The organism is Marinobacter sp. PE14 (assembly GCF_053566155.1).
On the sequence record NZ_JBQXNY010000001.1, the window covers coordinates 943,737 to 965,575 of the forward strand.

Here is a 21,839-nt window from a genome sequence, read left to right on the forward strand (position 1 = left end):
TGCTTTGGGATGCGTATTCCCGTTCAATCGCCGGACGGGAATCATCAAACGGAGTGGGATAATGGGTCAGCTTGACCATCTTCTGGAAAAAAACCGGGCCTGGGCAGACGGTATCAAGGCCCAGGATCCGCAGTTTTTTACCCGCCTGTCGAATCAGCAGGCACCGGAATACCTGTGGATTGGTTGCGCAGACAGCCGCGTGCCCGCCAACCAGATCGTCGATCTTCTGCCGGGGGAACTTTTTGTTCACCGGAACGTGGCTAACGTGGTTGTCCACACGGATTTTAACTGTCTGTCGGTACTACAGTTCGCCATCGACGTATTGAAGGTCAAACATGTCCTGGTGGTTGGCCACTATGGCTGTGGCGGCGTCAGGGCGGCATTGCTCAATGAAGGGTTCGGACTGATCAGCAACTGGCTTCGACACGTTCAGGATGTCCGTGACCGGCATCAGAAAGTACTGGACACCCTGCCGGGCGTCCAGGATCGGGTCGACCGCCTCTGCGAACTCAACGTGGTTGAGCAGGTGGGGCATGTTTGCCAGAACAGCATTGTCCAGGAAGCCTGGCGGCGGGGGCAGCCCCTCACGGTTCATGGCTTTGTCTACGATGTCTCGGATGGGGTTCTGCGGGATATGGGGTTGTCGGTAGCCTGCGAGGAAGATCGTGAGCGGGTGCGGCAGAACAGCATTGATGAGCTGGTTCAGAGACCGGTACGCTCTGGGCGTCAGAAAACCAGGCAGTGAAAAATGTAAAATTGCGTCAAAAATTCGTGAAGGGCGTCACTTCCTGACCCTCGGCGTCATCACAGTTGGTCACCTCACGCTTTGCTAGAGTAGATCCTGCAGTAAGCGAGGAGTGTGACCATGAAAGAATTGATGCAAAAAGCCCTGACAGCTCTGAACCAGCGGAAAGATGCCACGGCCAGCACGGAACCACGGGGACGGAGTCGGAAATCGTCTGATGCCGGTCGGTCCGAGGACTGGGGTATGTCGCCGGAGGACGCTCTGAGGGTTGGAACGGTTGCCCGTTACAAGTGATTGAGAATTCCATGGTATTTGCCCTCTGAAAGCCCTTCGTTCTCCGTCTTTCAAGGGAGACGCGAGGGCTCATTCCGGTTAGCATATCCCGTCTTTGAATTACCCACTCGGGATAAGCCCATCAATGTCATTGCCCAATTCTCATGAAGTCCTGTTGCGAAACCGCCACCTTTTGCAGGGGAGGTTGGCCCTTTTGGGCGTATCCGCTGGTGAGCTGCTGTCGGATTTGCCCGCTGGCGGTATGGCAATGAGTGAGCATGCCGGTGTGTGTGCCTCGCTCGGCGGGCGAGACGGCTGGCAGGTCTGTTTTGGCTACGACGATCCTGCTCTGGCTGCCGGTACCTTTGACACACTTGTGGTTTTTCTTCCCAAGGCCCGGGCGGAGCTTGACCTGCGTCTTGCCCTGGCGCGCTGGTTGGCAGCCCCCAGCGCTCTACTGGTGCTCGTAGGTGAGAAGAAAGAAGGCATTGCCGGGGCAGTGAAACAACTCAAGGCCGTGGCGCCGCAGGCTAACAAGACCGACAGCGCCCGGCATTGCCAGGTCTGGTGCGCAGAGAATATCGAACCTCTTCCAGAATTCTCGCTCCGGGAGTGGATGACCTGGACCGGGATTGACTGCCAGTCGGTTCATCTGGATGTTGCCGGACTGCCGGGTATTTTCAGTCTTGGTGAGCTGGACGACGGTACCCGCTTGCTGATGGAAACGCTGGACGGGGCGCCTATACGGTCTGGCCCGATTCTGGATTTTGCCTGTGGTGCGGGTGTTCTTGGTGCCTGGCTCCATCGCTGGCAAGAGCGGCAGGGCTTTCCCCAATTAACGATCGATGGAATTGATGTTCAGTCCCAGGCGGTTATCTGTGCCCGGGCCACTTATGAGCGCAACGGCGTTTCCGGGCGGATCATGGCCTCGGACGGCCTTCCGGGCGTCGAGGGCACATGGCCCGTTATTCTCAGTAATCCACCCTTCCACTCCGGTGTCAGAACAGACCTGTCGATGACCGAGCGTTTTCTTCGGGAGGTGGTGCGTCATCTGGCGCCGGGTGGTGAGGTGCGCCTGGTGGCGAACAGCTTTCTGCCCTACGAGCCATTGATGAAGCGCTGTATCGGCCCGGTTGAACGATTGCGGGAGAATCAGCGTTTTACCGTTTATCGCGCTTTTCGGCGTTCCTGAACGAAAAAAGCCCCTGGGGTGAGGGGCAAGAGGTTCGCGTCCAGAACAACGGAGCCAACCGGAAAAGGGATGTTCAGCGTGAACACCTTTCACGTTAGGGTTAATTTCTAGAATAAACAGCCTAGAATGGCGCTTTTGTGAAAAAAGGCCCCCAGCATGCCCGAAATGACAACTGCCGAACTCGATTTCTCCGAAGGCTCGCTGATTCTTGCCCGGCCTGGCACCGGTGATCCGACGCTGAGGGCATGGGATGCGGCTGACGAACTTCTGCTGGAGGAAGCCATTGGCGCTGCATCAGCCCTGGGTGCGCCCCGGGTTCTGGTGGTGGATGACCAGTTCGGGTCCCTGTCACTGGGACTCTCAGCGCTTTCGCCGACCGTGGTGGCCGACAGTGCTGTGTTGCCTGTTGCCTTGGCACGCAATGCTTCTTTGAACCCGAAAGTCGCTCCACCTGAATCTGTTTTTACCTGGATAAGTCCGCCCCAGGGCCCGTTTGACCTGGTGGTACTGAGAATACCCCGCCAGGCCGATTATCTGGCCTGGTTGCTGCGCTGGCTCAATTGCGTGATGGCAGACTCGGGAGTCTTGCTGGCAGGCGGCATGATCAAGCATCTTCCGGCAAGAAGCGTTGATGTGTTCGCCGAAGCGGTGCAAACAGAGCAGGTACTGCCGGCGCGAAAAAAGGCGCGGGTGATTCGTTGTGCCAAGGGTACTGCGAATCTGACGGATTGGTCAGCGACCTGGAAAGGCTACCCATTGGGCGACCGAAAAGGTGATGTGGACATAGCGGCATTGCCGGCGGTGTTCGCCCGGGAAAAGCTGGATATCGGCACCCGCCTGGTGTTGCCGCATGTGGCCAACGAGGTGTCGACGGCCAGGGCTGGCGGTTCGGTGCTTGATCTGGCCTGCGGTAATGGCGTACTGGGCCTGGCGGCGCTGGCGGAGCGACGGGATCTGCAGTTGGTTTTCAGCGATGTTTCAAGCCAGGCCGTGCTCAGTGCCCGCCGTAACGTTGAAAAAGCGTTTCCGGATGCCAGTGCAACTTTCTCCCATTGTGACGGCATTGATTCCGCCCTGGGAGGTTTTGATCTGATACTTCTGAACCCGCCGTTCCACGAAGGTGGTGTGGTCGGTGATCACATCGCCCTTCGGTTATTCGAACAGGCTTCGCAACACCTCAGGCCGGGCGGTCGCCTGCTCCTGGTAGGAAATCGCCACCTTGGCTATCACCGGAGTCTGGGTCGGTACTTTTCGTCAGTTCAACAGCTGGACGCCAGCCCCAAGTTCGTGGTGTTTCGGGCTGGCAATCGCTGAAGAACCTCCGGGATTACAGTGTTGGCGCCGGGCGGTCATACCCGAGTCGGGCCAGGGTGTCCACGATGGTCTGGGTCTGGCTGTCTATTTCAATATTCACCCGTTGGCCCTCTTCACAGGACCCAAAGGTTGTGGCCCGTAGGGTCTCCGGGATCAGATGGATGTTGAACCGGTTGCCCCGTACCTCGCCGATGGTCAGGCTGGCGCCATTGATGGCGATGTAGCCTTTGGGAAAGATGTAGCGGGCCCATTCCTCGGGCACCTCAAACCACAGCGTGACGTTGTTTTCTGTACGCAGGATTTCGACGATGTTGGCCGCCGTGTGTATATGGCCGGAGAGCAGGTGGCCACCAATTTCATCCCCAATCCGGGCGGCGCGCTCGAAATTGACCCGGTCCCGGGTTGTCAGCTCACCCAGCGTGGTAAGTCTCAGGGTTTCCTGCATGGCATCGAAATAGAGCACGCTGTCTTCCTGGCGTGTGACGGTCAGGCAGGTCCCGTTGATTGCCACCGAGGCGCCGATGGACACGCCATCTGCCTTATCTGCCGGGAGGCGGATAGCAAAAGTGCTCAGCCCGGGCTCTGCAGTGACGTCTTCAATGGTTGCAATGCCCTGGACAATGCCTGTGAACATAAGCCTGACCTCATTCAATGTGGTATGGGGTGCCTTTGCGGCAGGTGCGCCAAGGATAGCGAGCGGGCTGACTGATGCCAAGGCCCGACTGATGTCGGGATGCAGGGGTAGACATTCAAGTATCCTGCGTAATGGTCGATACTCTTTATAACCCCTGAATGCGGACAATCTGCCATGGCTGAAAATCAGAGTAAGGCTGCCACCCAGGCAAACGGCCCGGCGCAGGCCCCTGTGCTGCGCCCTGGTCGGGCGGCTGATCCTGTGCCGGCACCCCTGGAGACGGGAAGCCAGCTTTCGACGCCGGCTGCTGGTGCGGACGCCGCAAAAGGCGCGGAAACGCCGCCCGTTGATCAGGTGCCGGATACCGCAACCGGTTCCGAGGCAGCCTCAGGCAGGGATCAGCATCAGGACGCTGGCAGCAGCAAACCCGAGAGGATTCTGGCGGAATCCCGGCAACGCAAACTCCGGCTGATGCTTCGTCAATGCGACCGGGTGCTGCTGATGGACTTTGACCTGCTGGCGATGAACGGTTGGCCGGACAACTTTACGATGGCTGAGGCGCGTCGGGGGCGAGACCTCTGGTTGTTCAGTGCCTTGATTGCGGCAGCCATCTTTCTGAGTGGGCTGACCGGGTTTGTGCCTGCCTGGATTGCAGGCGGCGGCTTCGGTGCGTTTGTGATCATTCTGTTGCTCGGAATACCGGCGGTGCGCCGAATCTACACAACAAAACCCTCCTATCTTGACCTGATCATGACCCGGCAACGGATGCTCCGTGAGGCAAGACAGCACGTTGCCCACCTGGAGGGTTCGGATGGCCTTATCTGGCAATGTGCCCGGATGGCGGATTTTAACCCTGCGCTGAAGAATACGCGTTTCGGCCACCTGTTGAGGTTGTCGGAGAACCGGGTCCTTTCGCGGCAGTTGACTCGCCGGGAGCACGTGCGCCTTTACCTGATTTACCTGCTGGAGGCAGAGAAGGCGTACAGTCGCGTTCAGAAAGCCTTTTTTGAGGGTAATCAGGAGGCGATTGATCAGGGCTGGGAAGGGGTCGCGGCAGAGCCTGAGCCGAGAACTTGACACAGATGCGCTTCAAACGTATGTTTCAAACAGACGTTTGCTAGAGGCATTGATAACAAAATGGCGCAGTCTGATACCGTTGACCGGATTCTCGATGCAGCCGAAGAGCTGTTCGCTGACCGGGGTTTTTCGGAAACCTCGCTCCGAATGATTACCAGTAAGGCTAAAGTAAATCTGGCCGCTGTCAATTACCACTTTGGTTCAAAGAACGCACTGATTCATGCGGTATTCGCGCGCTTTCTGACACCGTTTTCCGCCACACTGGAAAACGCGTTTGATGAGCTGGAAGAGCGCTGCAGCGGCAAACCGCCAACCCTGAACCAGACGCTCTGGGCGCTTACGGAGAGCGCGGTGCGTATGCCCCAGCGCAACGAAAAGGGTATCTCGATATTTATGCGCCTGCTGGGGCTTGCCTATACCCAGTCACAGGGCCATCTGCGCAAGTTCCTCGAGCAAGAGTACAGCGAGCCGTTCAGCCGATTCATGCGGCTGCTCAAGGAAGCGACTCCTCAGCTTTCCTCGGTGGATCGCTACTGGCGAATCCAGTTCATGCTGGGGGCAACGGCGTTCACCATGTCCAGCAGCGATGCGCTTCGCGATATTCTTCAGAACAAGCTGGGCGTGGAAACCACCGTCCAGGAAATTGCTGCCCGCCTGGTACCTTTCCTGGCGGCCGGCATGCAGGCCGAAGACGCGATGCTGATCCCGCCAACTGGCAGCAAGGTCTCGGTTGCCTGAATTCCTCTCTCTCGGTTAGGCTTCCCTCTGAACCTCCAAGGGAGCCTGGCCGGTCTTGACGCACTCCGCATCTGTTCGAATCGATATTGACCTGACCCTCCAGCGCTTGCAGCTGAAAAGCGAAGGCGGAGAGGTTGTTGCCTCCTATCCGATTTCCACCGGCCTGAACGGGCCGGGAGAGAATGATGGCAGTGGCTGCACTCCGCGGGGTGAACACTATGTTCGGGCCAGTATTGGCGCCGGTCTTAATGTTGGAACGGTATTCCGTGCCCGGCGCCCCACCGGCGAAACCTACAGCGTGGATCTCGCCCGGCTTCATCCCGATCGCGATTGGATACTGAGCCGGATTCTCTGGCTATGCGGTCGCGAGTGGGGCAAAAACAGGGGCCCGGGTGTCGATACTTTCCGCCGCTTCATATACATTCACGGCACACCGGACAGCGAGCCCATGGGCGTGCCGTTGTCCCATGGCTGTGTGCGGATGCGTAACGCAGACATTATTGATCTGTTTGATCGCGTCAGGCCGGGAACGGCCGTTTCCATTCGATAAAACTGTCTAGACCAGAGGGATCCGATGATCGGGGATGTTATGGCCATGGTGAATGGCTGGATCGAGAATTTCGGGCTGCTGTCTGAAGCCTGGCGCGTTGGAATTGTTGTCTTTGCGCTGGTTTTTGGAACCGCGACGGTGGCCTACATCGTCAGTCATATCATCGGTGCCCTCGAGCGAAAATTCAGCCAGACCAAAAACCTGTTTGATGACGCGTTATTGCATGCAGCACGCAAACCGGTTGTGGCTTTTGTCTGGCTTCAGGGTGTCTATTGGGCTGCGGAAGTGGCTCACAGGTACTCGGAAGCAGAGATCTTCAAGGCCAATGAGTCTGTGCTGCAGATCGGTTTCATATTTGTTCTGGTGTGGTCGGTTCTGCGCCTGGTCAAGGAGGCCGAGGGGATTCTGGTATCGCCCCTAAAAATGAAAGAGCCCATGGACTACACCACCGTTAACGCGGTGAGCAAGTTGTCCCGGGCGGTGGTTATCATTACGGCGGTGCTGATTGCCATGCAATCCCTCGGGTACAGCATTTCCGGGGTTCTGGCATTCGGTGGCGTGGGTGGTATTGCAGTCGGCTTCGCCGCCAAGGACCTGTTGGCCAATTTCTTCGGGGGATTCATCATTCACCTCGACCGTCCGTTTAAAGTAGGGGACTGGGTGCGTTCACCGGATCGCAATATTGAGGGCACGGTTGAGCATATTGGCTGGCGTCTGACCACTATCCGTACCTTTGACAAACGACCGCTTTACGTCCCGAATGCTGCGTTCACTACCATCGCGGTGGAGAATCCCTCCCGCATGACCAATCGTCGGATCTACGAAACGATAGGCATCCGGTATGCCGATGTCGGTCAGATGGCGACCATTGTCGAGGACATCAAGAGCATGCTGCAGCAGCATGAGGACATCGACAGCGATCAAACCCTTATTGTGAACTTCCTGGCCTTCAATGCGTCGTCACTGGATATCATGGTTTATACCTTTACCAAGACAACCCAGTGGGTCCCGTTCCATGAAATCAAACAGGATGTGCTGCTGAAAATCAGCGATATTATTGAAGGCTACGGAGCCGAGGTGGCCTTCCCGACCCGGACTCTGCACCTGCCCGAGGGGGTTCGATTGTCCGGATCGCAATCCGATGGTTCGGCAGATCAGAGTGGGGAAGCCTCCTCCGGAAAAAGCGCAGAGAAGTCGCAGAATCGCCAGACAACCGGAGATGTGGAAGACTCAGGAGATTCAGAATGACGTCACCGGAGAAAATGCACCCTGTCGGGATTATCGGGGGTACAGGCCTGACCACATTGTCTGGCCTGGAAATCACCGGCGAGAATAAAGCCGGAACGCCCTGGGGCATGCCTTCCGCGCCATTGGTTGAGGGGCGCTTGGGTGATCAGCCGGTGATATTCCTGTCGCGCCATGGTAACCCACACCGTATTCCACCCCATCAGGTGAATTACCGGGCGAATCTCAAGGCCCTATACGACGCCGGTGTCCGAACGGTGGTTGGTGTCAACGCCGTGGGCGGTATTCATGCAGATATGGGGCCTGCCCATGTGGTTATTCCCGATCAGATTATTGACTACACATGGGGGCGTGCCAGCACCTTTTTCGAGGGCAGCCTGGACTCGGCGACCCACATTGATTTCACCTGGCCCTACGATGAGAGTGCGCGTCAGATCCTGATCGATGCCGCCGGCGCAGAAGACGTGCCGTTTTCCGGTTTCGGAGTGTACGGCGCAACCCAGGGCCCGAGGCTGGAAACCGCGGCGGAGATCGTTCGAATGGAGCGGGATGGCTGCGATCTCGTGGGAATGACCGGTATGCCGGAAGCGGCTCTGGCGGCGGAACTTGGAATGCGTTATGTCTGTCTCGGATTGGTGGTGAACTGGGCGGCCGGAAAGTCCGACCACATTATCACCATGGAAGAGATTGAGGCGGCCATCGAGCAGGGAATGTCCGGGGTCAAACGGATCCTCGAAGTCTCGATGGCTGGCCTTGGGGTGCTTACTCCGTTGCCTCAATCTTCTTGAAAAACACCAGCACGCCGATCGTGGGGGAATCCAGGAAGTGGATTTCCTCACTGCGCATCCGGCGGGTTTCCCGAATCCAGGTCAACAATTCCAGGGGCGCGGGTTCAGCCAGAATGGGCAGTTGCTGACTGGCTGCTTCTCCGGTTGCTGCTGACATTGGGGCGGAGTCATTGGCGTCAGGTGCGTCCGCAGCGGAGGGTGTTTCCAGAGAGAGGTCGGTCTCAGCCTCTGCAGGCAGCTCCGATGACTCTTCCGCCAGTTGCCAGTGGTTGAGATGAACATTGACGTGCAAATAGCGTTGCCGGTCGATGGTGATGTGCCCCTCAACTTCCCGGGTGCGAGCCTCGTTCAGCCAGTCGCCTGCTTCAACCCGCAAGGGTGTGCCTTCGTAATCCGGTGGAAACGCCTCGTACCAACCGGCAGCCACAAGCACACGGTAACGGCCACTGCGTTCAAGTCTGGCCGCGGCGCTGGCAAGATGAAGATCCTTTTGGGGCGCCAGTTCCATGGTGGTTTCCGTGGTGCCATCCTCCAGCGATGACCAGAGAACCTCTTCGGTTTCAACGGGCGGCTCTACCGAGCGATCAGACATCCGCTCGTTCACAGCTTCCGGCTCTACAATCCGCTCAAGAATGACAAACTCGGCCCGGTAATAGTCATCGGGAACCGGCGTGCCGGGCGCAATCGGCAAGGTTGCCCTGTCAGGCTGCTGTGCGGCGCCTGTGAGAGAAAAGCTCAGAAGCAGAGCTGCCAGGATGGCCCGGGTCGGGTATCGGCACCAGCGAATTCCATCAATTTGCAAGGGTCGTACTCCACATGTTGGTCGGCCGTTCATGAGCCGGACGCGTCATTTTTTGCTGGCTCCAGCTCGCCAAGCATCCGGGAAATGCCGTCGAGTTTACCACCGGTTGTGGCATCCTTCAGCCGAAAACGGAAGCTGTTGGCACCTTCGAGCCGGTACTGGTCGGGTGCGGATTGCACTTTTTTAACCAGAACCAGGGGATCCACCGGTGTCGAGCCGCCAAACTCGAGCCGCGCCCATTCCTTGCCGGCATCGACTTTCGCGATGCCCAGGGCTTCTGCCCGCAATCGAAGTTCGGTCTGGCGGATCAGGTTTTTGGCCGGATCCGGTAATAATCCGAACCGGTCGATCATTTCAACCTGAAGTTCTTTTAATGCTTCCGGGCTGTCCACGCTGGCAATCCGTTTATAGAGCATCAGGCGGTTATGGACATCCGGCAGATAATCCTCGGGGATCAGGGCCGGGATTCTAAGGTTCATTTCGGTGCCGTGGCTAAGGGGCAGGTCGGCGTTCGGGGTTCGGCCCTCGCGAATGGCCTTGACGGCCTCGTCCAGCAGCTGCATGTAAAGGGTAAAGCCGATGCTTTCGATCTGCCCGCTCTGTTCTTCCCCCAATAACTCCCCGGCACCGCGGATTTCCAGGTCGTGAGTGGCCAGCATGAAGCCGGCGCCCAGGTCCTGCGCCTCCGAAATCGCATCCAGACGCTTTTTGGCGTCCGCCGTGATGGATTTTGGCGGTGGCGTGAGCAGGTAGGCATAGGCCTGGTGGTGCGATCGGCCGACACGGCCCCGAAGCTGATGCAGCTGTGCCAGACCGAACTTGTCTGCCCGCTCGATAATAATGGTGTTGGCACTGGGAACGTCGATGCCGGTCTCAATGATGGTTGTGCACACCAGCACGTTGAAGCGTTTGTGGTAGAAGTCGGACATGATCTTTTCCAGATCACGCTCTCTCATCTGCCCGTGGGCGACGCCCACCCGGGCTTCCGGAATCAGTGAACGAAGATCCTCGGCCGTCTTCTCGATGGTGGCCACATCGTTGTGGAGGAAGTAGACCTGACCGCCGCGGAGAATTTCCCGCAGTATGGCTTCCTTGACCATGGCGTTGTCTTTCTGGCGCACGAAGGTCTTCACTGAGAGCCGCCGGGCCGGAGGGGTGGCGATAATTGACAGATCCCGCAGATGCCCCATGGCCATGTTCAGGGTCCGCGGGATCGGGGTGGCGGTCAGGTTGAGCATGTCCACTTCTGCCCGCAACGCTTTGAGTCTCTCCTTCTGCTGAACGCCAAAGCGATGCTCTTCGTCGATGATGACCAGGCCAAGATTCTTGAACTTGATGTCGCCCTGCAGCAGTTTGTGGGTGCCGATGACGATGTCGGCCCTACCGTTCTCCACGGCCTCCAACGCCTTGCTGGTCTGGCCAGCGGTGCGGAACCGGCTGAGCAGCTCGATCTGTACAGGGGTATCCGAGAAACGGTCCCGGAAGGATTCGTAATGTTGCTGGGCGAGCAGGGTAGTGGGGACCAGAACCGCCACCTGTTTGCCCGACCATGTGGCCAGGAACGCCGCACGCATGGCAACCTCGGTTTTCCCGAAGCCCACATCGCCACAGACCAGGCGATCCATTGGCTGTTCGCTGGTCATGTCCTCGAACACCGACTGGATAGCAACCTGCTGGTCTGGTGTCTCCTCGAACGGAAAACCGGCAGCAAAGGCGCGATAGGCTTCCTTCGGATCCTCGAAGCTGAAGCCTTTGCGCGCCTCCCGGCGGGCGTACACATCCAGCAGCTCGGCGGCAGTATCACGGATCTTCTCCAGGGCTTTCTGTTTCGCTGTGCTCCAGCGGTCCGTCCCGAGTTTGTGAAGCGGCGCGTGTTCGGTGTCATTGCCGGCATAGCGGGAAATCAGGTGCAGACTGGAGACTGGCACATACAGTTTTGAGCCCCCGGCGTACTCAAGCATCAGGAATTCGCTCGCCTCGCCCTCTACCGTGATGGTCTCCAGGCCCAGGTAACGGCCAACACCGTGGTCGATATGAACCACCGGCGCACCAATCCGCAATTCCGACAGATCCCGGAAGCCGGCATCGTCGGTTTCCGTAGGCTTGTCCCGGCGCCGCCGCTGCAGTACCCGCTCGCCGAACAGGGCCGTCTCGGTGATCAGGGCAACGGAATGCTCGGGCAGCACCAGGCCTTGCTCCATCGGAGCAATGGTAATGGCCACGGGGCTTTCCTTTTCGTCGAGAAAAGCCTGCCAGCCGGACAGGGTTTTCAATTCCACACCCTGCTCGCCAAGGTTCTCCATCAGTGCCTCGCGCCGACCGGACGATTCGGCGCAAATCAGCACGTGACCGTCGAACTCTCCGAGAAACCGCTTGAGGCGACCGGCAGGGTCTGCGGCCCGACCGTCCATGGCGATATCCGGCAAGGTTGTCGTGGGGCAGTTAACCGCTCCCGCGGCATCCTTTGGCTCGGCGGAGACGGTTACCCTCGGGAAGGCCTTCAGCTGTCCGAACAGCTCTTCCTGCTGCAGGAACAGGCGCGTGGGTGGCAGAATCGGCCGCAGGCGATCGTGACGACGGTCTTCGTACCGGTTGCGGGTTTCACTGTCAAAGTGGCTGACCGCATCGTTCAGACCGTCGGCGGTAAAAACATGGGTTGCTCCGGGCAAGTAGTCGAATAGAGTTGCCGTCTCGTCAAAGAAAAGGGGCAGATAGTATTCAATGCCGGGCGGGGTGATGCCGTGAGTCACGTCCTGGTATATCGGAGTGTCCTTGTCTGCATCCGGGAACTGCTCGAACCAGCGGCTACGAAATCCGGAGCGCGCCTCTTTGTGCCAGGGGAATTCAAACGCGGGCAGCAGTTCAATGCGTTCGATCCGGTCGATTGAGCGCTGAGTCTCGGGGTCAAAGGTGCGGAGCGTTTCGATCTCATCATCGAACAGGTCAATCCGGTAGGGCTGGCTGGCACCCATGGGGAAAATGTCCAGTATGGCGCCCCGGACCGCGTATTCGCCGTGCTCGTAAACGTTCTCTGCATGCCGGTAACCCGCCGCCTCAAGCTGCATTCGCCAGCTCTCGATATCCAGGGACTGTCCCACTTCCAGAAGCAGGGTGTTGCCCTGGAGGTAATTTACCGGCGGCAGCCTGTGCATCAGCGTGCGTGCAGGGACCACCAGAACCCCATGGCTGGTTGCGGGCAGGCGGTGCAGGGTCCGGATTCGCCGGGAAATAATGTCCTGGTGGGGCGAAAACAGATCGTAGGGCAAGGTTTCCCAGTCGGGCAGCGAAAGCAGTTCCAGCCCGTCTTCGCTGACCGCCGGGCCGTCTTCTTCCGGGGGTAGTCCGAGGAAGAAGCGCATGGCCTGCTCAAGCCGGATGGCATCGGCGGTGCTGCGGGTTATGACCAGAGTCAGCCCCTTGTGGGCGCGCGCACTTTCGCAGATGGCCAGCGCCTCACTGCTGCCGTGCAGTTGACCCCATGTTCGGTGATCGGCCGGCCGAGTCGGAAATTCGGGGGCAATCAGGGGGAGGGGTGACGGGCGTGTGCTGGCACCTTGGCTCATGGGCGGTCTGTTTCTCCTGCTGTGGATGTCCGGGAGGCGGTGAGGCGCGTATTCTAACGCTCGCGCCCGTCACTGTCATGGCGCCGGCGCCGCGGTCGGCGTTTGCGTAATTGACCGGCGCGTCCTATACGAAGGTCAGGGGGCGCCGTATTTGCGGTCGACCGGATTAAATTGGATAATGTGCGCCCCAAATTCCAAGTGCCAATTGCAGAGGTCCAAGCGTGAGTCACGAACAGATCAATCAGCACCTGTCCAACTGGACAGAAAGAGAATCCACCGCGGAAGCCATGATTCCGCTGATCGGCCGCCTCTACCGCAAAAATAATGTGGTTACTTCTGTATACGGCCGCGCCATCATCAACCAGTCGGTTATCGACATCATCCGCGCCCACCGCTTTGTGCGCCAGGTTGAAGACAGCGAGCTCTCTGTTCATGACACCCTGCCGATCCTGCAGGCTATGGACAAGCTTGATCTTGGTCGTGCCCATGTGGATATCGGTAAGCTTGCAGTTAAATTCAAAGAGGAAGGCGGCGACCTGACCGATTTCCTCAAGCGTGAAATTGGCTCGGTGGTGGGGCAGTACGCAGCGCAGTCCGAGGAAGACGCCAATAACGACACCAAAGACGTTGTGCTTTACGGTTTTGGCCGTATCGGTCGTCTGCTGGCGCGTATCCTGATTGAGAAAGCCGGCGGCGGTAACAACCTGCGCCTGCGTGCGATCGTCGTTCGCCAGGGTGGTGCGGAAAACGATCTCGAGAAGCGTGCCAGCCTGCTGCGACGTGACTCTGTGCATGGGCCGTTCGATGGCACCATCACGGTTGATGAAAAAGAATCAGCCCTGATCGCCAACGGCAACTACATCAAGGTTATCTATTCCGATGGTCCGGACAAGGTGGACTACACCGAGTACGGCATCAATAATGCCATTGTGATCGACAACACCGGCAAGTGGCGTGACGAGGCGGGGCTTGGCCTGCACCTGAAATCGAAGGGTGTCAGCCGCGTTATCCTGACCGCTCCGGGCAAGGGTGATATCAAGAACATCGTTTATGGTATCAATAACGACTGGATCACTGACGACGACAAGATCCTGTCAGCAGCGTCCTGTACTACCAATGCCATTACGCCGGTGCTCAAGGCGATTGAGGACGAGTACGGTATCGAAGACGGTCACGTTGAGACTGTTCACTCTTACACCAACGATCAGAACCTGATCGACAACTACCATAAGGGTAGTCGTCGCGGACGCAGTGCCGCCCTGAACATGGTAATTACCGAGACAGGCGCAGCCAAAGCCGTCGCCAAGGCGCTGCCGGTGCTCAAGGGCAAGCTGACCGGTAATGCCATTCGCGTGCCGACGCCGAACGTGTCCATGGCGATCCTGAATCTCAACCTCAAGAAAGACGTTGATGTGGAAGGCGTAAACGAATATCTGCGCGATATGGCGTTGCATTCAGAGCTGCAGAAGCAGATTGACTTCGTCAATTCCCCGGAAGTGGTCTCTACCGACTTTGTCGGTTCCCGCCATGCCGGCATTGTTGACGCCCAGGCAACTATCGCCAGTGGCAAACGCCTGATTCTGTACGTTTGGTACGACAACGAGTTCGGCTACAGCGCCCAGGTCGTGCGCGTGGTTAACCAGATGGCGGGCGTAAATTACCCGATCTTCCCCAAACGTGCGAGAGACTGACCGGAACGCGCCGATCTGGTGAGGTAACGGTAATTAAAAAACCCCGGCAGCAACCGCTGCCGGGGTTTTTGCTTTTATGGCCAGTTGGTCGGCTCGATTAGCTGCCAGCGCGTAACCCGTTCCGGTTTCTGGTGGAAATAGGATTCCTTAATCTCTATAATTGGCGCGATTTTGGGTACGTCTGGCACTACGTTTCTCATGGTTTTTCTGGGCCGCAGGTGTCGGGCGTTACGAATCCATTGAAAAGTTTCTGATGATTGGATGAGGCTAATGATCAAGATCAAAAAAGGCCTGGATCTTCCCATCAGCGGCGCTCCCGAACAGACCATTACAGACGGCAAACCCGTTCGCCACGTGGCGTTGATCGGTTTTGACTATATCGGCATGAAGCCGACGATGGCTGTGAAAGAGGGGGACCGTGTCAAGCGCGGTACGCTGCTGTTCACGGACAAGAAGACCGAAGGCGTTCGTTATACTTCACCCGCTGCAGGCGTGGTGAAAGAGATTAACCGTGGTGAGCGTCGGGTATTCCAGTCGATCGTTATCGAAATTGATGGCGACGAGGCTGAGACATTTGCCCGCTACAGCGAAGCGGATCTTGCCGGCCTGGAACGCCAGCAGGTGGTTGATAATCTTGTGGAATCCGGTTTGTGGACGGCGTTCAAAACGCGCCCCTACAGCAAGGTTCCGGAGATCGACTCCGCCCCTCACTCCATTTTCGTGTCGGTTATGGACACCAACCCGCTGGCAGCGGACCCGACGGTGATCATTGGCGAGAACAGCCAGGCGTTTGAAAAAGGCCTGACGCTCCTCACCAAGCTGACCACGGGCAAAGTGTTTGTTACCGGCAAGCCCGGATCCAACGTGGCGGTTCCCAAATCCGACGCTGTTGAGGTGCACCAGTTTGATGGCAAGCATCCGGCGGGCAACGTTGGTACCCATATCCATCACCTGGATCCTGTGTCCGGCAGCAAAACGGTCTGGAGCATCAATTATCAGGACGTCATCGACATCGCCAAACTGTTTGAATCCGGAGAAGTCCCGGTGGAGCGTATTGTCGCGATTGGTGGCCCCAAGGCCCTGAAGCCGCGCCTGGTTCGTACCCGTCTGGGTGCCAGCCTCGAGGAACTTCTGGAGGGCGAAGTTGCCACAGATTGCGAGATCCGGCCGATTTCGGGGTCTGTGTTCGGTGGTCGCCGCGGCGATGGCCCATGCGCCTACCTTGGCCGCTTTGCCAATCAGGTATCGGTACTTGAAGAGGGCAACAAGCGTGAGTTCATGGGATGGCTGTCTCCGGGCCCGAACCGGTTCTCGGTACTGAACATTTACCTGTCCAAGCTGACCAGTGGGAAGCTTTTCAACTTTACCACCACTACCAATGGCAGTGAGCGGGCGATGGTTCCGGTTGGCGCTTACGAGCAGATCATGCCTCTGGATATTCTTCCGACGCAGCTGCTGCGTTCGCTGATTGTCGGTGACACAGAGATGGCACAGAAGCTCGGAGCGTTGGAGCTGGATGAAGAAGATCTGGCGCTGTGCACGTTCGTGTGCCCGGGCAAATATGAATATGGTCCGATTCTCCGCGAGAACCTGACCCGAATCGAGATCGAGGGCTAATACGATGGCTATCAGACAGTTTCTCGATGGAATCGAGCATCACTTTGAAAAGGGTGGCAAGTACGAACGCTGGTATGCGTTGTACGAAGCCGTAGACACCATTTTCTATACGCCAGGTAAGGTGACTTCCACCACTGCTCACGTTCGCGACGGGGTGGACCTGAAGCGCATCATGATCACGGTGTGGATGTGTACCTTCCCGGCAATGTTCTTCGGTATGTGGAACATTGGTTTCCAGGCTAACAGCTACCTGGCAACCACTCCGGATGCCATGGTCGGTGATGGCGGCTTACGTACCGCTTTCATAACCGCACTCGCCTCTACCGGAGCAGGTGCTGGCGTTCTGGATAATTTCATATATGGAATGGCGTACTTTATTCCCATCTACGCTGTCACATTCATCGTGGGCGGTTTTTGGGAAGTGCTGTTTGCCACGGTGCGTCGTCACGAGGTGAACGAAGGCTTCTTCGTTACATCGGTGCTCTTCGCACTGATCTGCCCGCCGACCATCCCGCTCTGGCAGGTGGCGCTGGGTATTACCTTCGGTGTCGTAATCGGCAAGGAAGTGTTTGGCGGTACCGGCAAGAACTTCCTGAACCCGGCCCTGACAGGTCGCGCGTTCCTGTACTTTGCCTACCCGGCGCAGATCTCCGGTGACACGGTCTGGACCGCGGTCGACGGTTTCAGTGGCGCTACGGCGCTGAGCTGGGCCGCAAGTGGCGGTCTGGAAGCCCTGGAAACCCAGATTGGCTGGATGAGCGCTTTCGTGGGAACCATTCAGGGCTCCATGGGTGAAACCTCGACCCTGGCGGTGCTGATAGGCGGCCTGATACTGCTGGTCATGAAGATTGCCAGCTACCGGATTGTCGGCGGCGTATTGATTGGTATGATCGGTATGTCCTTGCTGCTTAATGTCGTCGGATCCGAGACCAACCCGATGTTCGCAATTCCTGCGCATTGGCACCTGGTTATGGGCGGTTTTGCCTTCGGTATGATGTTCATGGCAACCGACCCGGTGTCCGCGGCGATGACCAACACTGGTCGCTGGTGTTTCGGCATTCTGGTGGGGGTCATGACAATCCTGATCCGTGTCATCAACCCGGCCTTCCCCGAGGGCATCATGCTGGCGATTCTGTTCGCCAACCTGTTTGCGCCGCTGATGGACCATTACGTGGTCCAGGCCAACATCAAACGGAGGCTCGCTCGTGGCTAAAGCTAAAGAAACCGTCTCCCGCACTCTGGTTGTTGCGCTGGTTCTGAGTATTGCCTTCTCTGTGGTGGTGTCCACTGCAGCGGTACTGCTTCGACCGGCCCAGATCCAGAACCAGAACCTGGATATCAAGACCAATATTCTGTCTTCGGCCGGCATGCTGGAGTCTGGCTCCAGCGCAGAGGAGATCGAAGAGGCGTTCGCACGCTTTGATGTCCGGCTGGTTGACCTGGACACGGGTGAATTCGTCGAGCCTTCCGACGTGGGTGTCCAGGACCCCATGAAGTACGACATGTACAAGGCTGCTTCGGACCCCGAGATGTCCACCAACATTCCGTCTTCTGAAGACAAGGCCGGTATCAAGCGCCGTCCGAATGTTGCCAAGGTCTACACTATGAGCGAGAACGGCCAGATCAACCGCGTGGTTCTTCCGATCCACGGTTACGGTCTCTGGTCCACGCTCTACGGGTTCATTTCTCTTGAGGGTGATCTGAACACCATCGAAGGTCTGGGTTTCTATGCACATGCAGAAACTCCGGGTCTTGGTGGTGAAGTGGACAACCCGCGCTGGAAGCGCCAGTGGGTTGGCAAGGAGGTCTACAACGAAGACCGTTCCGAGCCCCAGGTGCGATTGGTCAAGGGCGGTGTTGGCGCCGATGCACAGGACAAGGAGCACAAGGTTGATGCTCTGTCCGGTGCTACGCTGACAAGCCGCGGCGTTGAGCAACTGGTCAACTACTGGATGGGCGACCGCGGGTACGCGCCGTTCCTGCAAAAACTTCGTGAAGGGGAGGTCTGATCATGGCAGATGCATCAGCCAAACAGGTTCTCTTCGAACCGATCTTCAGCAATAACCCGATTGCCCTGCAGATCCTGGGCATCTGTTCAGCGCTGGCGGTAACCACCAGCATGAACGTTACTCTTGTTATGTGTGCAGCGGTTATTGCCGTTACCGCATTTTCCAACCTTGCGGTGTCGCTGGTACGTACCCAGATTCCGGGCAGTATCCGGATCATCGTGCAAATGACCATTATCGCCTCACTGGTAATCGTGGTTGATCAGTTACTCAAGGCTTATGCCTACGAGATTTCCAAGCAGCTGTCGGTGTTTGTTGGCCTGATTATCACCAACTGTATCGTCATGGGCCGCGCGGAAGGCTTCGCCATGAAGAACGGCCCCTGGCTGAGCTTCCTCGACGGCGTTGGTAACGGTCTGGGTTACTCCGTACTCCTGATCTTCGTTGCTTTCTTCCGTGAACTGCTGGGTGCCGGCTCCCTGTTCGGTGTCTCCCTGATGCCGGTGGTGAACGAAGGTGGCTGGTACATTCCGAACGGTCTGTTACTGCTGCCGCCGAGCGCGTTCTTCATTATCGGTCTGGCGATCTGGGGTCTGCGGACCTGGAAGCCGGAGCAGGTTGAAGAGCCGGACTACAAAATGTCCCGCCATGTCGCCAAGGAGGCCTTCTGATGGAACATTATATCAGCTTGATTCTGAAGGCTGTTTTCGTTGAAAACATGGCGCTGGCCTTCTTCCTGGGGATGTGCACCTTCCTGGCAATCTCCAAGAAGATCGAGGCAGCAACCGGTCTTGGCATCGCCGTCGTGGTCGTACTGACTGTGACCGTTCCGGTGAACAACCTTCTGTACAACAGCATTCTGCGCGAAGGTGCCCTGGACTGGGCAGGTCTGCCGAACGTTGACCTGAGCTTTCTCGGATTGCTGACGTACATTGGGGTAATCGCGGCGATTGTCCAGATCATGGAAATGGTACTGGACAAGTATATCCCGGCGCTCTATGCCGCTCTGGGTGTGTTTCTGCCACTGATTACGGTGAACTGCGCCATCCTCGGTGCCTCGCTGTTCATGGTGGAGCGTGACTACACCTTCGGCGAGAGTGTGGTGTACGGCTTCGGTGCCGGCCTCGGCTGGGCCCTGGCAATCATTGCCCTGGCGGGTATCCGCGAGAAGCTGAAGTACAGTGACGTTCCGGAAGGCTTGCGTGGCCTGGGTATCACCTTCATTACCGTTGGTCTGATGTCCCTGGGCTTCATGTCCTTCTCCGGTATCTCACTGTAATTCACCCGGTGATTCGGTTTAACGAAAAGGCGAGACCATGAATACAGAAATTATTCTCGGCGTGGTCATGTTCACCGTTATCGTTCTGGCCCTGGTCGCAGTGATTCTTGCGGCCCGGTCCAGGCTGGTAAGCACCGGTGATGTGACCATTGAGATCAACGATGATCCAGAACACACGCTGAAGACCGAAGCCGGCGGCAAGCTGCTCGGTACTCTGGCAAACAGTGGTATTTTCCTGTCCTCTGCCTGCGGTGGCGGTGGTACCTGCGCCCAGTGCAAGTGCAAGGTTCTCGACGGCGGCGGTGCCATGCTGCCAACGGAGAAGACCCACTTCACCAACCGTGAAGAGAAAGAGGGCTGGCGCCTGTCCTGTCAGGTTCCTGTCAAACAGGATATGAAGGTGGAAGTGCCGGAGGAGTTCTTCGGGGTCAAGAAGTGGGAATGTGAGGTTATCTCCAACCATAACGTGGCCACCTTCATCAAAGAGCTGGTGCTCAAGCTGCCTGAAGGCGAGGAAGTTGACTTCCGGGCCGGTGGTTACGTTCAGCTCGAGTGTCCTCCTTACGAGATCGACTTCAAGGATTTCGATATCGAGGAAGAGTTCCACGAAGATTGGGACAAGCACAACATCTGGCGCTACAAGGCGGTCAACAAGGAAGAGACCATCCGGGCCTATTCCATGGCGAACTATCCGGAAGAGAAGGGTGTTCTCAAGTTCAACATCCGTATCGCTACGCCGCCTCCTGGCACCGACCACAATCCGGGCATCATGTCCAGCTACGTGTTCAACATGAAGCCGGGTGACAAGGTGACCGTGATGGGGCCCTTCGGTGAGTTCTTCGCCAAGAAGACTGACGCTGAAATGGTATTCATCGGTGGCGGTGCGGGTATGGCGCCCATGCGGTCCCATATCTTCGATCAGCTCAAGCGCCTGAACTCCAAGCGCAAGATCAGCTTCTGGTACGGTGCCCGAAGCGTTCGCGAGATGTTCTACGTAGAAGATTTCGACGGGCTGCAGGAAGAGAACGACAACTTCGAGTGGCACGTAGCTCTTTCCGATGCACTGCCGGAAGACAACTGGGAAGGCCCCACAGGGTTCATCCACAATGTGTTGTACGAGAACTATCTGAAGGACCATCCGGCTCCGGAAGACTGTGAGTACTACATGTGTGGGCCCCCAATCATGAACGCCTCCTGCATCAAGATGCTGAAAGATCTGGGTGTAGAGGATGAAAACATTATGCTGGATGACTTTGGAGGCTAAGCAGTTCTGATGACATTCAGCATGGTACGACCCGCCAGGGTGGCCCTGGCCAGCGCTTTTACAGCGCTGGTCTTTGCCGTTCTGGCGGGTTGTTCGTTTGAGCCAGAGGAAAAAATCTGGGAAATCTCCGGCCCTGTCTTCGGCACCAGTTACCACATCAATGTCGTATTGACCGAGGATCAGGAGAGGCTTGAAACTCTGGCCAGCGGTATTGATGAGGTGCTCGAGGGGGTTGATGCGTCAATGTCGACCTGGCGCGAGGATTCGGAGTTATCCCGTTTCAATCAACTATCCGATCAATCCGGGTGGGTTCCGGTGTCAGCGGGCTTGCTCAGGGTTCTTCAGAAGGCTGAAGAGATCTCAACGATGACCGATGGCGCCTTCGATGTGACCATCGGCCCGGTGGTAAATCTTTGGGGGTTCGGCCCTCAGGCACGCCCGGAGCAGATTCCATCAGAAGAATCTCTCTCCAGGGCTCTTGCTGCGACTGGCTTCGAGAAGCTCGAGCTGCGCGTGGATCCGCCCGCCGTGCGTGCGACACCAACGCAATATGTGGATCTGTCGGCCATCGCCAAGGGATACGGCGTCGACGCGGTTGCCCGTTTTCTCGAGAGGGAAGGCGTCGAAGCTTACCTGGTGGAGATTGGCGGAGAGGTTAGCGTCAATGGCCGTAAACCTGATGGCAGCACGTGGCGCCTGGCCATAGAACAGCCGATGGCCGAGGGGCGCGCAGTAAACCGCGTCGTGGCGCTGGAATCACGCGCTATGGCAACATCCGGTGATTATCGTAACTATTACGAATCGGAAGGGCGTCGTTATTCCCATACAATAGATCCGGAAACGGGTGAGCCAATTGCTCACAAACTGGCATCGGTCACCGTTATCGCGGACGATTGTATGACAGCAGATGCTCTGGCAACCGGTTTTAATGTGATGGGCTACGAGCGGGCCAATGAGCTCGCGGTGAGGGAAAATATCCCGGCCTATTTTATTGTCAGGACGGATGAAGGCTTCGAGACGCACCAGACGCCGGCCTTTTCGTCCTACGTGACTCAATGAGG

20 protein-coding genes are annotated in these 21,839 nt (G+C 57.5%); 17 read left to right on the top strand and 3 right to left on the bottom strand.

The genetic code is table 11. The features are described 5' to 3' along the window. Positions 1 to 61 precede the first annotated feature (61 nt). The 4 genes from can (at position 62) to ACWJ62_RS04520 (ending at position 3,524) form a co-directional block, all read left to right on the top strand. Positions 62 to 745, top strand: coding sequence for a carbonate dehydratase (can, locus tag ACWJ62_RS04505; protein WP_449285107.1), 684 nt, complete (start codon positions 62 to 64; stop codon positions 743 to 745). A 120-nt stretch (positions 746 to 865) separates the two neighbouring features. Further along, positions 866 to 1,039, top strand: coding sequence for a hypothetical protein (locus ACWJ62_RS04510; protein WP_449285108.1), 174 nt, complete (start codon positions 866 to 868; stop codon positions 1,037 to 1,039). Positions 1,040 to 1,163: 124 nt separating this feature from the next. Further along, positions 1,164 to 2,210, top strand: a complete 1,047-nt coding sequence (locus ACWJ62_RS04515) for a methyltransferase (protein WP_449285109.1) — start codon at positions 1,164 to 1,166, stop codon at positions 2,208 to 2,210. Between the two features lie 165 nt (positions 2,211 to 2,375). Beyond that, the gene (locus ACWJ62_RS04520) at positions 2,376 to 3,524 is read left to right on the top strand and encodes a class I SAM-dependent methyltransferase (RefSeq protein ID WP_449285352.1); all 1,149 of its coding nucleotides are present in this window, start codon (positions 2,376 to 2,378) and stop codon (positions 3,522 to 3,524) included. Between the two features lie 13 nt (positions 3,525 to 3,537). Here the strand turns inward: ACWJ62_RS04520 and ACWJ62_RS04525 are convergent, their stop codons facing one another. Beyond that, complete coding sequence (locus ACWJ62_RS04525) at positions 3,538 to 4,158, bottom strand: riboflavin synthase subunit alpha (RefSeq protein WP_449285110.1); 621 nt, start codon at positions 4,156 to 4,158, stop codon at positions 3,538 to 3,540. Positions 4,159 to 4,332: 174 nt separating this feature from the next. Here ACWJ62_RS04525 and ACWJ62_RS04530 point away from each other — a divergent pair, with 174 nt between their 5' ends. The 5 genes from ACWJ62_RS04530 to ACWJ62_RS04550 all read left to right on the top strand — a co-directional run bounded on the left by ACWJ62_RS04530 (position 4,333) and on the right by ACWJ62_RS04550 (position 8,556). Further along, positions 4,333 to 5,235: a hypothetical protein gene (locus ACWJ62_RS04530; RefSeq protein WP_449285111.1), complete on the top strand. Its 903-nt coding sequence runs from the start codon at positions 4,333 to 4,335 to the stop codon at positions 5,233 to 5,235. 60 nt (positions 5,236 to 5,295) lie between these two features. Then, positions 5,296 to 5,973 carry a TetR/AcrR family transcriptional regulator gene (locus tag ACWJ62_RS04535; protein WP_449285112.1) on the top strand — a complete coding sequence of 226 codons (678 nt, stop codon included), beginning with the start codon at positions 5,296 to 5,298 and terminating at the stop codon, positions 5,971 to 5,973. 85 nt (positions 5,974 to 6,058) lie between these two features. Then, the gene (locus ACWJ62_RS04540) at positions 6,059 to 6,523 is read left to right on the top strand and encodes a L,D-transpeptidase family protein (protein ID WP_449285353.1); all 465 of its coding nucleotides are present in this window, start codon (positions 6,059 to 6,061) and stop codon (positions 6,521 to 6,523) included. A gap of 24 nt (positions 6,524 to 6,547) precedes the next feature. Then, positions 6,548 to 7,771 carry a mechanosensitive ion channel family protein gene (locus ACWJ62_RS04545; protein WP_449285113.1) on the top strand — a complete coding sequence of 408 codons (1,224 nt, stop codon included), beginning with the start codon at positions 6,548 to 6,550 and terminating at the stop codon, positions 7,769 to 7,771. Then, positions 7,768 to 8,556, top strand: coding sequence for an S-methyl-5'-thioinosine phosphorylase (locus tag ACWJ62_RS04550; RefSeq protein WP_449285114.1), 789 nt, complete (start codon positions 7,768 to 7,770; stop codon positions 8,554 to 8,556). Before ACWJ62_RS04545 ends, ACWJ62_RS04550 begins: the two co-directional genes overlap by 4 nt. Here ACWJ62_RS04550 and ACWJ62_RS04555 read toward each other — a convergent pair. Together ACWJ62_RS04555 and mfd are read right to left on the bottom strand one after the other, a co-directional pair. Next, the gene (locus ACWJ62_RS04555; protein WP_449285115.1) at positions 8,531 to 9,358 is read right to left on the bottom strand and encodes a CsiV family protein; all 828 of its coding nucleotides are present in this window, start codon (positions 9,356 to 9,358) and stop codon (positions 8,531 to 8,533) included. The two genes, ACWJ62_RS04550 and ACWJ62_RS04555, sit on opposite strands and share 26 nt — an antisense overlap. A gap of 29 nt (positions 9,359 to 9,387) precedes the next feature. Then, positions 9,388 to 12,921, bottom strand: a complete 3,534-nt coding sequence (gene mfd, locus ACWJ62_RS04560; RefSeq protein WP_449285116.1) for a transcription-repair coupling factor — start codon at positions 12,919 to 12,921, stop codon at positions 9,388 to 9,390. Between the two features lie 236 nt (positions 12,922 to 13,157). On the opposite strand from mfd, the gene ACWJ62_RS04565 reads away from it, so the two are divergent. From ACWJ62_RS04565 to ACWJ62_RS04600, 8 genes are all read left to right on the top strand, one after another. Next, positions 13,158 to 14,612 (top strand): glyceraldehyde-3-phosphate dehydrogenase, encoded by a 1,455-nt coding sequence (locus ACWJ62_RS04565; protein ID WP_449285354.1) that lies wholly within the window; start codon positions 13,158 to 13,160, stop codon positions 14,610 to 14,612. Between the two features lie 270 nt (positions 14,613 to 14,882). Continuing rightward, on the top strand, positions 14,883 to 16,229 hold the full coding sequence (locus ACWJ62_RS04570) for a Na(+)-translocating NADH-quinone reductase subunit A (RefSeq protein ID WP_424006411.1): 1,347 nt from the start codon (positions 14,883 to 14,885) through the stop codon (positions 16,227 to 16,229). Positions 16,230 to 16,233: 4 nt separating this feature from the next. Beyond that, positions 16,234 to 17,442 (top strand): NADH:ubiquinone reductase (Na(+)-transporting) subunit B, encoded by a 1,209-nt coding sequence (locus tag ACWJ62_RS04575; RefSeq protein WP_449285117.1) that lies wholly within the window; start codon positions 16,234 to 16,236, stop codon positions 17,440 to 17,442. Next, positions 17,435 to 18,238 (top strand): Na(+)-translocating NADH-quinone reductase subunit C, encoded by an 804-nt coding sequence (locus tag ACWJ62_RS04580; RefSeq protein WP_148609680.1) that lies wholly within the window; start codon positions 17,435 to 17,437, stop codon positions 18,236 to 18,238. Before ACWJ62_RS04575 ends, ACWJ62_RS04580 begins: the two co-directional genes overlap by 8 nt. Positions 18,239 to 18,240: 2 nt before the next feature. Then, the gene (locus ACWJ62_RS04585; RefSeq protein ID WP_449285118.1) at positions 18,241 to 18,906 is read left to right on the top strand and encodes an NADH:ubiquinone reductase (Na(+)-transporting) subunit D; all 666 of its coding nucleotides are present in this window, start codon (positions 18,241 to 18,243) and stop codon (positions 18,904 to 18,906) included. Continuing rightward, positions 18,906 to 19,514, top strand: coding sequence for an NADH:ubiquinone reductase (Na(+)-transporting) subunit E (gene nqrE, locus ACWJ62_RS04590; RefSeq protein ID WP_064228854.1), 609 nt, complete (start codon positions 18,906 to 18,908; stop codon positions 19,512 to 19,514). The genes ACWJ62_RS04585 and nqrE overlap by 1 nt, the downstream gene beginning before the upstream one ends. A 37-nt stretch (positions 19,515 to 19,551) precedes the next feature. After that, positions 19,552 to 20,778 carry an NADH:ubiquinone reductase (Na(+)-transporting) subunit F gene (nqrF, locus tag ACWJ62_RS04595; RefSeq protein WP_449285119.1) on the top strand — a complete coding sequence of 409 codons (1,227 nt, stop codon included), beginning with the start codon at positions 19,552 to 19,554 and terminating at the stop codon, positions 20,776 to 20,778. A gap of 9 nt (positions 20,779 to 20,787) precedes the next feature. After that, positions 20,788 to 21,837, top strand: a complete 1,050-nt coding sequence (locus ACWJ62_RS04600) for an FAD:protein FMN transferase (protein WP_449285120.1) — start codon at positions 20,788 to 20,790, stop codon at positions 21,835 to 21,837. The last annotated feature ends 2 nt before the right edge of the window (positions 21,838 to 21,839 follow it).

What these genes read in the sequence shown, in the direction of transcription:
- can (WP_449285107.1), top strand. Translation starts at nt 62, where the DNA reads ATGGGTCAGCTTGACCATCTTCTGGAAAAAAACCGGGCCTGGGCAGAC.
- ACWJ62_RS04510 (WP_449285108.1), top strand. Translation starts at nt 866, where the DNA reads ATGAAAGAATTGATGCAAAAAGCCCTGACAGCTCTGAACCAGCGGAAA.
- ACWJ62_RS04515 (WP_449285109.1), top strand. Translation starts at nt 1,164, where the DNA reads ATGTCATTGCCCAATTCTCATGAAGTCCTGTTGCGAAACCGCCACCTT.
- ACWJ62_RS04520 (WP_449285352.1), top strand. Translation starts at nt 2,376, where the DNA reads ATGACAACTGCCGAACTCGATTTCTCCGAAGGCTCGCTGATTCTTGCC.
- ACWJ62_RS04525 (WP_449285110.1), bottom strand. Translation starts at nt 4,158, where the DNA reads ATGTTCACAGGCATTGTCCAGGGCATTGCAACCATTGAAGACGTCACT.
- ACWJ62_RS04530 (WP_449285111.1), top strand. Translation starts at nt 4,333, where the DNA reads ATGGCTGAAAATCAGAGTAAGGCTGCCACCCAGGCAAACGGCCCGGCG.
- ACWJ62_RS04535 (WP_449285112.1), top strand. Translation starts at nt 5,296, where the DNA reads ATGGCGCAGTCTGATACCGTTGACCGGATTCTCGATGCAGCCGAAGAG.
- ACWJ62_RS04545 (WP_449285113.1), top strand. Translation starts at nt 6,548, where the DNA reads ATGATCGGGGATGTTATGGCCATGGTGAATGGCTGGATCGAGAATTTC.
- ACWJ62_RS04550 (WP_449285114.1), top strand. Translation starts at nt 7,768, where the DNA reads ATGACGTCACCGGAGAAAATGCACCCTGTCGGGATTATCGGGGGTACA.
- mfd (WP_449285116.1), bottom strand. Translation starts at nt 12,921, where the DNA reads ATGAGCCAAGGTGCCAGCACACGCCCGTCACCCCTCCCCCTGATTGCC.
- ACWJ62_RS04570 (WP_424006411.1), top strand. Translation starts at nt 14,883, where the DNA reads ATGATCAAGATCAAAAAAGGCCTGGATCTTCCCATCAGCGGCGCTCCC.
- ACWJ62_RS04575 (WP_449285117.1), top strand. Translation starts at nt 16,234, where the DNA reads ATGGCTATCAGACAGTTTCTCGATGGAATCGAGCATCACTTTGAAAAG.
- ACWJ62_RS04585 (WP_449285118.1), top strand. Translation starts at nt 18,241, where the DNA reads ATGGCAGATGCATCAGCCAAACAGGTTCTCTTCGAACCGATCTTCAGC.
- nqrE (WP_064228854.1), top strand. Translation starts at nt 18,906, where the DNA reads ATGGAACATTATATCAGCTTGATTCTGAAGGCTGTTTTCGTTGAAAAC.
- nqrF (WP_449285119.1), top strand. Translation starts at nt 19,552, where the DNA reads ATGAATACAGAAATTATTCTCGGCGTGGTCATGTTCACCGTTATCGTT.
- ACWJ62_RS04600 (WP_449285120.1), top strand. Translation starts at nt 20,788, where the DNA reads ATGACATTCAGCATGGTACGACCCGCCAGGGTGGCCCTGGCCAGCGCT.